The following is a 12339-nucleotide window of genomic DNA, read 5'->3' on the forward strand; positions in this document are numbered from 1 at the left end:
TCCTCAGCCCCCGGTGGGGAGGGGTGCCCGCCAGACGAGCTTTGTACCCCCCTCATCCGGAGTTTCGTGCGTGAAGGACCCGCCCAGGCTCTGTGCCCGCTCGTCGAGGTTGAGCAGGCCGCTTCTGCGGCCTTGGGCCGGAATGCCCGTTCCGTTGTCCGAGACGGTCAGCACGATCTCGCCCTGGCCGGCCTTGAGGGTCACACCGACCCGGGTCGCCTGTGCGTGGCGGGCGGCGTTGCTGAGCAGCTCGCCCAGAACAGCCATGATGTGGTCGGCGATCTGTGGAGGTACGTCGGTGTCGAGGAGGCCCTCCATGCTCAGGCGCGGCGGATGGCCGAGGGCGGTGGCCGCGTCGCCGACGGCACGGGCGGCGCGCGCCCGCAGACCAGGGCCGCCCTCGCGGTCCTTGGTACGCAGCCCGAAGATCGTCGACCGGATGATCTTGATGGTTTCGTCCAGGTCGTCGACAGCCCGGCCGACCCGTTCGGCGGCCCCGTCGTGCTCGACCAGCCGGGCAGCGCTCTGCAAGGTCATACCGGTGGCGAAGAGCCGCTGGATCGCCAGGTCGTGCAGGTCACGGGCGATCCGGTCGCGCTCCTCCAGCAGCGCTATCTGCTCGGCGTCCCGGCGCCGCTCCGCCAGCTCCAAAGCGAGTGCGGCCTGACCTGCGAAGGCGACGAGCGGCTCCAGCTCACCCTCGCCGAACGCCGGCTCTCCCGCCGGGCGCGCGAGCAGAAGCACGCCCCTGCTCTCGCCGCCCGCGGTGCCCAACGGGACCGCCACGGCGGGCCCCAGCCCGTCCTGCACCTGGGACTCGGCGGGATAGCGTTCGTCGGCCCAGGCCTGCACCGCCGTGACGGGCTTGCCGGCCAGGTGCGCCGCTCCTGCGAGCGTGCCCGCGAAGGGGACGACGAGACCTTGTCGCTCGGCTCCGTCCGCATCGGCCGCGAACTCCACGACGAGGCCGTCGATACCCGCCACCGGCATGGCGATGTCAGCGAGGTGTGCCGCGGTGATCTCTTGTGCGCGGCGGGCGATGAGCTCCAGCACCGCCGGGCGGGAGCTGCCGGACAGCAGGCTCTCGGTGATCTCCGCATTGGCCCTGAGCCACCGCTGCTGGCGCTGAGAGCCCTCGTAGAGCCGCGCGTTGTCGATGGCGACACCCGCCGCCACCGAGAGGGTGGAGATCACCGTCTCGTCTTCGGTGTCGAAGTCGATCCCGCCGCGCTTGTCGGTCAGGTAGAGATTCCCGAACACCTCGTCGCGGACCCGGATCGGCACACCGAGGAAGGTGCGCATGGGCGGGTGATGAGCCGGAAAGCCGTAGGAAGAGGAGTGTGCGCCGAGATCCGTCAGGCGCAGCGGTTCCGGGTGGTGGATGACCTCCCCGAGCAGGCCGTGGCCCGCCGGCAGGGGACCGATCTCGGCGATCTCCGCATCCGTGAGCCCCACGGTCAGGAACTGCGAGAGCGTGCGGCCGTCAGGGCCGATCACTCCCAGCGCGCCGTACTCGGCGTCGACGAGCAGCGCGGCCGCCTCCACGATCCGCCGGAGCACCTGGGCGAGATCCAGCTCCCGCCCCACGGACACCACGGCCTCCAAGAGGCTGTGTACCCGGTCCCGGGTGCCGCGCACCTCGTCGATGCGCGATTGGAGTTCGTCCAGCAGTTCGTCCAGCCGCATCCGCGGTACCTGCGTCAACGGATCCCTCACACCCACGTGCTTCCCCTCCGACGGTTCGCTCGGTTGCCCGATCCACGGCCAGCGTATCGACACGCCCAGGCCCGATGGGCATCGTTGCGCGCGGATGCCAGCCGAGACTGACGTGACCGAAGCGCCGGACGACGACGGGGAGGAGACACCATGGGCTTGAAGAAGGCGGTCTACGAGGACGAGCTGCTGCGGCTTCAGACGGAGCTGATCAAACTCCAGGAGTGGGTACGTGCGGAGGGCGCCCGGCTCGTGGTCGTCTTCGAGGGCCGCGACGCAGCGGGCAAGGGAGGCACGATCAAGCGTGTCGCGGAACACCTCAACCCCCGCGTCGCACGCATCGCGGCCCTCCCCACGCCGACGGAGCGGGAGCGCAGCCAGTGGTACTTCCAGCGCTACGTGGAGCACCTGCCCGCCGCCGGCGAGATCGTCCTGTTCGACCGCAGCTGGTACAACCGCGCCGGAGTCGAGCACGTCATGGGCTTCTGCACACCCGCGGAACACCGGCTCTTCCTGCGCCAGTGCCCGGTCTTCGAGCACATGCTCGTGGAAGACGGGATCCTGCTCCGCAAGTACTGGTTCTCCGTCAGTGACGCCGTGCAGGAGGAGCGGTTCCGCGCCCGGGCGCAGGACCCGCTGCGGCGCTGGAAGCTCTCCCCGATGGACCTGGAGTCCCTCACGCGCTGGGAGGCGTACTCGCGGGCCAAGGACGAAATGCTCGTCCACACCGACACGGTGGACTCCCCTTGGTACGTGGTCGAGAGCGATGACAAGCGCAGCGCGAGGCTCAACATGATTGCCCATCTGCTGTCCTCGCTTCCTTACGCGGACGTGACCCTGCCTTCGCTCACTCTGCCGCCCCGTCCTCCCTCCACGGGATATCAGCGTCCTCCCAAGGACCTCCAGAACGCCGTCCCCGACCATGCGTCCACGCTGGGGAAGGACTGAAGAGCGGCAGACGCCGACCCGGAACTGCCGAGTGCACCGTCAGCGAGGAGCGTATGTCCGCAGGTGGAAAGCCATTTCGGCTGCCTCTCGGTCTTCGGGGGTACCGCCGGCCGTGGCTCGGCCGGGACGCCTTGGCCGGGATAACGGTTGCCGCGTATCTGGTACCCCAGGTCATGGCGTATGCGGGGGTGGCCGGGCTGCCACCTGTCGCGGGGCTCTGGGCAGTGCTGCCGGCCATGGTGCTCTACGCCCTGATCGGTTCTTCACGACTGCTTTCGGTCGGACCCGAGTCGACCACCCGGGCTGATGACGGCCGTCGCTGTGGGGCCGCTCGCCGGAGGGGACACGGGCCGGTACGCGGTGCTCGCGGCGGGCCTCGGCGTGGTCGTCGGCTACCTCGCCGGTGTCGCACTGATCATGATCGTCGATCAGCTGCCCCGGCTCACCGGGGTACGAGCCGCTGGTTCGGGATTCTTCGCGCAGCTGCGCACCTTCGCCCTCGACATCTCCCACGTCCACTGGCCGACCGTCTGCCTGGGCGCTGTCGTCCTCGTCCTGCTCCTGGCGGCACCGGGGTACTGGCGGGGGCGGAGTCTTTGGCTCAGCATCCGGCGAAGCCGGGAGCCCATGTGAGCAGGATTCCGCTCGCTTCCGTGAGCGAGGTCCATCTCGGTTCGGTCGGTCGCTTCTCCAGTACCAGGACGGGACGTACCCGATCGCCGGTGCGCCCGAGTCGCAGCTGATGGGCGTAGTCGAGGACCTGCCCGATCCCCAGACGAATCTGCTGATCTTCATTCGCGCCGGTCAAGCTCTTCACCTCGGCAATGAAGACGTCATCGTCACGTGACCAACCGGCGTCGAATCGTGGGGCATTGCGCGCGTGCCCACGCGCCTCCACCTGCTGGCGGGCCAAGTGCTCGATGAGTGCGGCGATCGTTGCCTCGTGAGCCCTGGTACCCCTGTCGAGGTGATCGAGGTCGAGCGACAGGGCACCGGGCTCGTGCTGCCCGACCTCGCGCTGATGAAGGGGGCCGCCCAAGATCCCGTCTCCGGAACGGGAAAGGACGAAGACGCCGTCGTCCGTGCCCTGAGCCCGTTGCAACTCTCTGCAGGGCGCCGGACATCCATCGATCAAGTCGACGAATCCGTCCCCGTCCACCACGCATACGTGATGTCCTTGCTCGCGTTCCCGGGCGGCGAGGACGAGTTTCCTGCTGTACTCCCGGTGCGAGTCGGTTACGAGTTGACTGGCGAGATCGCCGTGGACGACGACAGTGATCTTGCGGGAGAAGTCCGGCTTGGAATTCGCGCCGAACTGCCGGATCATCTCCTCGCAGTCCTTTCGGATGACCCATTCGCCATCCATCAGGACTTTGCCGGTGAAGCACAGAGTTTGCTCACTCAGTGTATGAACCCAGCCGTCGCAGGGTTTGGTATCCATGAGGCCTCTCCATGTATCGCGCAATTTGCCGAATTGTTACGGCGCCCGCTTGTGCGCCGTGGAATTGCGAGGGTGAGTTCCCATTGCCGGGGCGTCTCGTGGGATGCCGAGGCCGACGGTACCGGATGGGTGCTGGCCTGCCCGAGCAGTTTGTTCCGGGCTACCTGGAGTTCCTCACGTGGCCCGACGATGTAGCGGCTGGATGGTCACCTGGCTGCAAGAAGTCCGGATCGCGCTGCCGACTTCGACGTTGGCGAAGACCCTCAGGGTGCTCTCGACGTCTGTGCCGCCGTGGACCGGTTCGGCGGGGCGGTCGTGGAGGTCGTCGGCTGTACGTGCCGGGCACCGGCCGCACGTAGACCTCTGACCGCGGGTGTCCCTCGCCCCGCCGCGTTCGGTTCCAGACCGTCGCCATGCAGGGCCGAAGGGCCCTGCGAAGCGACCGAACGGGACCTCCCGGAGAGTGCCGACCGGCCCGTCACCAGGGACTGTTGCCGCCGGGCATGAGGGGGCGCGAGTGACAGAGTTCAAGTGCTCCCCGAGGCGCCCCGAGAAGACGCCCGGCCGGGCGCACATCCCATTACGGCGCCCGTCGAGCGCACCTTCCGTCTCACCTCCGGGGGACCCCATGACGTTTCACGTCGACTCCGAGACCGGCCGGCTGAAGCAGGTCATCCTGCACCGCCCCGACCGCGAACTGACACGCCTCACACCCACCAACAAGGACGAGCTCCTCTTCGACGAGGTGCTGTGGGCCAAGCGCGCCCGCGACGAGCACGACGCGTTCGCCGACGTCCTGCGGGACCGCGGAGTGCGCGTGCACCTTCTGGCGGACCTGCTCACCGAGACGTTGGACGGCATCGAGGCGCGGCAGCTCGTGCTGGACCGAGTCTTCGACGAACGAGAGTTCGGCATCCTCGGCACCGACCGGCTCCGCACGCACTTCGACTCCCTTGAGCCGGCCGCCCTGACCGCCTGCCTCATCGGCGGCGTCACCAAGGCGGAACTGCTCGAGCGCACGGGCCCGATACCGAGCGTACGACTGCACGCCATGGCGCCCGACGACTTCCTCCTCGCGCCGCTGCCCAACCATCTGTTCACCCGCGACACCTCGTGCTGGGTGTACGACGGCGTGAGTGTCAACCCGATGAACAAGCGGGCACGGCGTCGTGAAACGGTTCACTTCGAAGCCCTCTACCAGCATCACCCCCTCTTCGCGAAGGGGGAGTTCCACCGGTGGGCCGACGGGCAGGCGGCCTATCCCGCCACCATCGAGGGCGGCGACGTCCTGGTCATCGGCAACGGCGCGGTGCTCGTCGGCATGAGCGAGCGCACCACGCCTCAGGCCGTGGAGAATCTCGCCCTGCGCATGTTCGCGGCGGGTTCCGCTCAGCGGGTCGTGGCCGTCAGCCTGCCGAAGAGCCGCAGCTTCATGCACCTCGACACGGTCATGACGATGGTCAGCGGCGACACCTTCACCCGATACGCAGGCCTCGGCATGCTGCCTTCCTCGACGATCGAACCGGGGACCGGCGGGGAGGGGTTGAGGGTCACCGACCATGCCCTCGAGGACATGGACCGGGCCATCGCCGACGCGCTGGGTCTGCCGTCCATCAACGTCCTCACCCCGAGCCAGGACCTGCGGTCCGCCGAGCGGGAGCAGTGGGACGACGGCTGCAACGTGCTGGCCGTGGAGCCCGGCGTGGTCGTCGCCTACGAGCGCAACGTGACCACCAACACCCACCTGCGCAAGAGCGGCATCGAGGTGATCACCGTGCGAGGCAGCGAACTCGGCCGGGGTCGTGGCGGCCCGCGGTGCATGACCTGTCCCATCGAGCGCGAGGCAGCCTGACCACCCCTCCCGCGCCCCCGTCATCCGCCCGCCGCACACACCCCGTACACATCAAGGAGCCCGCCATGCACGACGACCTGCACCAGCGCCCGTTCGTAAAGGAACTCGACTTCACTCCCGAGGAGTTCCGACACCTGCTGGAACTCTCCGCCTCCATCAAGACGGCCCGCCGCGAGGGATACGAGGAGCAGCGACTGCGCGGCAAGAACATCGCCGTCATCTTCGAGAAGACGTCGACGAGGACCCGATGCGCCTTCGAAGTGGCCGCGCACCAGCAGGGCGCGCACGTGACCTACCTCGACCCGGCCGGCTCCCAGCTCGGGCACAAGGAGTCCATCAAGGACACCGCACGCGTCCTCGGCCGCTACTACGACGGGATCGAATACCGGGGCAGCGACCAGCGCCTGGTGGAGGAGCTGGCCCAGCACGCCGGCGTTCCGGTCTGGAACGGCCTGACGGACCAGTGGCACCCCACCCAGTCGCTCGCCGACGTGCTCACCATGTGGGAGCACACCGACAAACCGCTGAACCAGGTGTCCTTCGCCTACCTGGGCGACGCCAGGAACAACGTCGGCAATTCCCTGCTGATCGTCGCGGCGATGCTCGGCATGGACGTACGCATGGTCGGCCCGCGATCCCTGCACAACGCCTCCGATGTCGTCGACCACGCGCGGCGGGCGGCGGCCGTCAGCGGTGCGCGGATCACCCTGACCGAGGACGTGACCGAAGGCGTGGCCGGCGTCGACTTCGTCTACACGGACGTATGGCTCTCCATGGGAGAGCCGCCGGAGATGTGGGACGAGCGCATAGCCCTGCTCAAGCCGTACCAGGTGACAGCGAAGACCCTGGAGGCGACGGGCAACCCGGCGGTCAAGTTCATGCACTGCCTTCCGGCCTTCCACAACAGCGACACCACCGTCGGCGCCAGGATCGCTGCGCGGACCGGCATGACCGCACTGGAGGTCACCGAGGAGGTGTTCGAGTCCTCGCACTCCATCGTGTTCGACCAGGCCGAGAACCGGCTCCACACCATCAAGGCCGTCCTCGTCGCCACCCTCGGCGACTGAACCGGCGTCCCCTCGACCTCCGGAGAACACGTCATGCGTGTAGTCGTCGCATTGGGCGGCAACGCCCTGCTCCGCCGCGAGGAGCGGCCGGACGCCGCCGTGCAGCTCGCCAACATCCGCGCTGCCGTGTCCGCGCTCGCCCCGCTCGCGCACGAGCACGAACTCGTCATCACCCACGGCAACGGACCTCAGGTCGGCGTGCTCGCTCTCCAGAGCGCCGCCGACCGCTCCCTGAGCAACCCCTACCCCTTCGACGTCCTCGGCGCGGAGACCCAGGGCATGATCGGCTACTGGCTGCTCCAGTCCCTGCAGAACGCCCTGCCCGAACGGCAGGTCTGCGCCCTGCTCAACCAGACCCTCGTCTCCGCGGCCGACCCCGCCTTCACCGACCCGGCCAAATTCGTGGGCCCGGTCTACGACCGGACCGAAGCGGAGCGACTGGCCGCCGAACGCGGCTGGACGGTCAAGCAGGACGGCGCCCACTGGCGACGCGTCGTACCGTCCCCCCGTCCACAACGCGTCGTGGAGACCCGGCTCATCCGACTGCTGCTCAACTCGGGAGCGGTGGCCGTGTGCGCCGGAGGCGGCGGCGTACCGGTGATCCGTGACGAACGGGGGCAGCTGACCGGCGTCGAAGCCGTGGTGGACAAGGACCTCACCGCCGCCCTCCTGGCCGAGGCGCTCGACGCCGACGCGCTCCTGCTGCTCACGGACGTTCCCCACGTCTCGCTCGGCTACGGCACCCCCGGCGCCGAGCCCATCGGACGGACCACGCCCGCGGCCCTGAGAGCCCAGCAGTTCCCCGCCGGATCCATGGGACCCAAGGTCGACGCCGTGTGCCGGTTCGTCGAGCTCACCGGCGGAATGGCGGCCATCGGCGCTCTCGAAGACGCCCGAGCCATCCTCGACGGAGCCGCCGGCACCGTCGTCACACCCAGCGGCAGCTACCGCGAAGCCCGCCACGACGGAACACAGGACCTGACATGACTCTGCAGAGCGCACCCGCATCCCCACAGCCGGCCAGAGCCAGAACGGACTCCGGCACGCCCGACGCCCCACGGCGGCGGCTTCGGTTCCCGTCCGCCTTCACCGTCCTGTTCGTCGTCACCGTCGGAGTCTGGGCCCTGACGTTCGTCATCCCCGCCGGCCGCTACGACATCAAGGACGGCAGCCCCGTCCCGGGCACCTACCACTCCGTAGAACTGACCATCGGATTCTGGGAGCGGCTCAAAGACCTGTTCCTCGCCCCGGTCAACGGTCTCTACGGCGTCACCGATGCCGGGACCGGCCTCACCGCACCCGGCGGGACCGGCTCCTTCGCGGGTGCGGCCGGCGTGTTCCTCTTCATACTGGCCGTGGGCGCGTTCATCACCGTCACGATGCGCACCGGGGCACTCACGACGGGAGTGGCGCGCCTCGCGCATCGTCTGCACCACCGCCGGACCCTGCTGCTGGTGGTCCTGCTGACGGTGTTCTCCCTCGGCGGGACCACGTACGGCATGGCCGAGGAAACCCTCGGCTTCTACGGGCTGATGATCCCCTTGATGCTGAGCCTGGGCTACGACCGCATGGTCGCCGCGACGGTCGTCATGGTGGGAGCCGGGGTCGGCACCCTCGCGTCGACCGTCAACCCCTTTGCCACCGGAGTGGCTTCCGACAGCGCCGGCATCGGCACGGGAGACGGCATCGTCCTGCGACTGGTGATGTGGGCCTGCCTGACGGCCCTGGCAGCCGCTTACGTCGTGCGCTATGCCCGCCGCGTCACCGAGGACCCCTCCCGGTCGCTGACACCCCTCACCGAAGACGACCTCCGCATCAAGGCCGAGGGTGGCGAAGCGGCGAAGCTCACGAGTCGCCAGCGCACGGTCCTGTACCTCTTCGCGACCACGTTCCTCTTCATGATCTTCGCCGTCGTCCCCTGGTCCGATCTGCACGTCACCTTCCTGCCCACCCTCGGCTGGTACTTCCCCGAACTCGCCGCCCTGTTCATCGTCGCGGCGGTCGCCGTGGGGCTGGTCGGCGGCCTGGGCGAGAAGGGAACGGTGAACGCCGTCACCGCCGGCGCAGGGGACTTCATCGGAGCGGCGTTGATCGTCATGCTGGCCCGGGGAGTCACGGTGATCATGAACAACGCCAGTGTCACCGACACCATCCTCGACGTCCTGCAGAGCGCGGTGGCCGACACATCCTCCGGCGTGTTCGCCGTACTGATGTTCGCGGTGAACCTCCCGCTGGCCTTCTTCGTCCCCTCCTCGTCCGGCCACGCGGCGCTCGCCATGCCCATCCTCGCCCCCCTGGCCGACTTCGCCGGAGTGAGCCGAGCCCTGGTGGTGACCGCGTACCAGTCGGCTTCCGGATGGGTGAACCTCGTTACGCCCACCTCGGCCGTCGTCATGGGAGGCCTCGCCCTTGCCAAGATCCGCTACGACCGGTACCTGCGCTTCATGGCACCACTGATGGGTGCTCTGCTGGTGGCCGTCGCCGGATTCCTCGCACTCGGTGCGGCAGTGCGCTGAATCGCTACGGGGCAGGCAAGTGGCCGGCTGGTCGGGACACCGACCGGCCGGCCACCGTCGTGTGCCCAGCACGAGGTGGACCTGTGGGCTCCGCCGGACGGCGCCAAACAGGGCCCGGGCGCTCCTCTGAGCCGCGACCGTGAGCTTTGGCAGGGCATGGTGTCCGTGGCCGCTCAAGGACGTGGGGACTCATGCCCGGACTGCCGGCCATCGGAGCAACTGCACGGGCGTGATTCCCATCCTCGCTGTGGACCGGCAGTGCGACAGCCGACGGGCCACTGGTGGGGCGCTCGCCCCACCGGATGGCCGTCTCACTGCGGCTGCCGATGCGGATACGCTCGCGGCGTCGGGCGGCCACCCATCGGGGTTGGCAGGCCTGAGAGTTGCGTCGGCGCAGGCGGGCGGGCAAGGCCTGCACGGACGCTTTGGTCGAGGTGGTGGGGACGGGCGGGAACTGCCGCAACGGTCCTTCCCGGCCGGCCTGTGGACCCGGACCGACCGCCCCATCGCGTCCCTCGCCGCGGTGGCTTCCGTCTTTTCCACCCGGTACGACAAGCAACGCACCGACCACTGCGGTCGCAGCACACCAGGAGCCCTCGTCGCGCAGCTGCGCGACGAGGGCTCCTGGTGTCAAGGGGCGACGGCGTCCGTCGGGGGACCGCAGCCGGGGTGTATCCGTCCTCGGTGAGGCTCGCGACGATCAGAGATGAGGGACGACCGCCACGGGCGTCGTGGCGTGGTGCAGCACTGCGTGGGTGACCGGGCCGATGTGCGCTCCGACCGCCGCCCGGCGTATGCGCCGTCCGACGATCAGCAGCGAGGCTTCCTTCGACGCTTCCACAAGGTGGCCCGCGGGCCGTCCCACCAGGCACTGCTCCTTGACCTCGACCCGGGGGAACCTGCCGCGCCACGACCGCAGTACGTCGGTGAGCGCGCTTGCCTGGCGCAGTCCCAGCGCGACGCCGTGGCCGGGGTCGGCCGCCGCAGGGTCGTACCCTTCGACCACCGGTACGCTCCAGCCGTGCACGACCCGCAGGGTGGCCGCTCGGGCAGCGGCGGCTTCGAAGGCGTACGCGAGCAGCTCGTCGCACGGCCTGGAGAGGTCGAGGCCGAGCACCACGTCGAGGCACTGCCCCTTGCGGTCCCCGTGGTCGCCCCTCCCGGGGAGCGGTTCACACTCGGCCCGTTCCCCGGGACGTACGGCGACGACCGGACGCTCGGCGTGCGCGATGACAGGCAGGGACACCGATCCGGTCAGGAAGCCGGCCAGGCCACCCAGCCCTCGTGAACCCACGACCAGGACTTCCGCCTTCTCTGCGGCGGACAGCAACACCTCCGCGGGGCGGCCGTGCACCTGCTCGACGCTGATCTCCAGGCCGGGGTACGCCGCCCGCAGCCGGTCGGACGCGTCGTGGGTGACCTGCTCGGCGTAGTGCTGTGCGCCGGTCGCCCCCTCACAGGGCGTGGTGTCCAGGCCGGTGAACGGGGCGTGGGCGAAGGCCCGTGACCAGTCCTGCCAGACGTGCAAGAGGTGCAGGGGCAGACGGCGCATCTGTGCCTCGTGGGCGGCCCAGTCCGCGGCGGCCAGCGACTCGGCCGAGCCGTCCACGGCGGCGATAACGGTACGTGACATGATTCCTCCGGGTGAGGGGTCTTCGGGTGGTTTGCGGCACTGGTCCGGGGGCCGGCGGCCGGGCGCGCGGCGTCGCCTGGAACGTGTTACCGGGACGGAGTGATCAGCCCGTAGTGGCCGTCGTAGCGGTGGTAGAGGACGCAGCCCCGGCCGGTGGCCGTGTCGTTGAAGAAGATGAAGGGCAGCCCGGTGAGGTGCAACCGTGAAACGGCCTCGGTCACACTGCTCGTCGGCACGGGAACCGTGCTCACGCCGAGCAGACCGTCGACCTCCCTTTCCTGACCCAGAGGTCCCAGCGAAGCCATGCGATGCCGCCCGGTACGGATGTCGCGGTAGACGACGCTGTCGCGCCCGGAGGCCAGGTCCGTGAAGAGCCAGAAGTCGTGGTCCATGGCTTCCAGGTCGATCACGGCGTCCTCAGGCGTCTGGTGGACCAGGCTGAAGGACTTGTGCCGCACGATCCGGCGCTCTTCGGCGGGAACGTGATGCCGGTGCGGACGGTGGTCGTGCCCTGCGCCGTCCCGCGATGTCCGGCTGGGCGTGCCGTTGCGGTGGGGGCCGCCCGCCGCATACCGCCGTGGCCGGTTGAGCCGGGCAGCCAGGCGCTCCTGCAGGAGGTCGACCGCTTCGAACATGCTGTTCGCGGCCACGTGGGCACGAACCATCCGGCCGTTGACGTCCACCACGGCCTGAGCCGTGGCCGGGCGGTTCGCCGAAGTGTTGACGGCTTGCGTGAGCTTCACCCGCACGGTCAGCACGGGTCCGCGCACGTGGCCGATCACCGCGAGCATCTTTCCCTGGGCGTACACGTCCGCGCCATCGGGTACCTGCCCTCGGTTGCGGACCTGAACGTCGGCTGTCCGGCTGGTCTTGAGACCGCTCATGAGAACTCCTCCTCGATCCCTTCCAGCCTGTCTGCCGGCGGCCGCTCCCGGGCAGAGCCGTCCGGACCCCGCCACGGCGCCACTGGTACCGACACCACCCGAGAAACCGGGACTTCCGTTCGGCCGGGCAAGGCCGTTCGGCCTACAGACCCAGAGACGGGTAAGTCGACGAGCCCCGGCCTGATATCGCGTGACGTGCCGGACCGACAGCACGGCTCGGGTCGGCGGCTCCGGGTCGCCGCGACCGGCCGCGGTGACCGCCGCCGCTCAACCGACGGAAGAGCC

The 12339-nt window shown here is 69.3% G+C and carries 9 protein-coding genes and 1 pseudogene; 6 read left to right on the forward strand and 4 right to left on the reverse strand.

Translation table 11 applies throughout. The annotated features are described in order from the left end of the window. Positions 1-3 precede the first annotated feature (3 nt). Positions 4-1686, reverse strand: a complete 1683-nt coding sequence (locus OG624_RS35295; protein ID WP_051763489.1) for a sensor histidine kinase — start codon at positions 1684-1686, stop codon at positions 4-6. Positions 1687-1866: 180 nt separating this feature from the next. Here OG624_RS35295 and ppk2 point away from each other — a divergent pair, with 180 nt between their 5' ends. Both ppk2 and OG624_RS35305 read left to right on the forward strand, forming a co-directional pair. Further along, on the forward strand, positions 1867-2661 hold the full coding sequence (ppk2, locus tag OG624_RS35300; protein ID WP_033223232.1) for a polyphosphate kinase 2: 795 nt from the start codon (positions 1867-1869) through the stop codon (positions 2659-2661). 53 nt (positions 2662-2714) lie between these two features. Further along, positions 2715-3234: pseudogene (locus OG624_RS35305) on the forward strand (SulP family inorganic anion transporter); the annotation flags it as partial. A 28-nt stretch (positions 3235-3262) separates the two neighbouring features. Here the strand turns inward: OG624_RS35305 and OG624_RS35310 are convergent. Continuing rightward, positions 3263-4102, reverse strand: a complete 840-nt coding sequence (locus OG624_RS35310; protein WP_244290862.1) for a hypothetical protein — start codon at positions 4100-4102, stop codon at positions 3263-3265. Between the two features lie 628 nt (positions 4103-4730). Here OG624_RS35310 and OG624_RS35315 point away from each other — a divergent pair. The 4 genes from OG624_RS35315 (at position 4731) to OG624_RS35330 (ending at position 9537) form a co-directional block, all read left to right on the forward strand. Then, positions 4731-5954 carry an arginine deiminase gene (locus OG624_RS35315; protein ID WP_033223236.1) on the forward strand — a complete coding sequence of 408 codons (1224 nt, stop codon included), beginning with the start codon at positions 4731-4733 and terminating at the stop codon, positions 5952-5954. Between the two features lie 65 nt (positions 5955-6019). Next, the gene (gene argF, locus OG624_RS35320; protein ID WP_033223237.1) at positions 6020-7021 is read left to right on the forward strand and encodes an ornithine carbamoyltransferase; all 1002 of its coding nucleotides are present in this window, start codon (positions 6020-6022) and stop codon (positions 7019-7021) included. A 33-nt stretch (positions 7022-7054) separates the two neighbouring features. After that, positions 7055-8008: a carbamate kinase gene (arcC, locus tag OG624_RS35325; protein WP_033223239.1), complete on the forward strand. Its 954-nt coding sequence runs from the start codon at positions 7055-7057 to the stop codon at positions 8006-8008. Next, positions 8005-9537 (forward strand): YfcC family protein, encoded by a 1533-nt coding sequence (locus OG624_RS35330; RefSeq protein ID WP_033223240.1) that lies wholly within the window; start codon positions 8005-8007, stop codon positions 9535-9537. The genes arcC and OG624_RS35330 overlap by 4 nt, the downstream gene beginning before the upstream one ends. 700 nt (positions 9538-10237) lie before the next feature. Here OG624_RS35330 and OG624_RS35335 read toward each other — a convergent pair. Both OG624_RS35335 and OG624_RS35340 read right to left on the reverse strand, forming a co-directional pair. Further along, on the reverse strand, positions 10238-11170 hold the full coding sequence (locus tag OG624_RS35335) for a universal stress protein (RefSeq protein ID WP_033223242.1): 933 nt from the start codon (positions 11168-11170) through the stop codon (positions 10238-10240). 86 nt (positions 11171-11256) lie between these two features. Then, complete coding sequence (locus OG624_RS35340; RefSeq protein ID WP_033223244.1) at positions 11257-12054, reverse strand: sigma 54 modulation/S30EA ribosomal C-terminal domain-containing protein; 798 nt, start codon at positions 12052-12054, stop codon at positions 11257-11259. Positions 12055-12339 lie beyond the last annotated feature (285 nt).

The sequence above is a fragment of the Streptomyces virginiae genome (genome assembly GCF_041432505.1).
Taxonomy (GTDB): Bacteria; Actinomycetota; Actinomycetes; order Streptomycetales; family Streptomycetaceae; genus Streptomyces; species Streptomyces virginiae_A.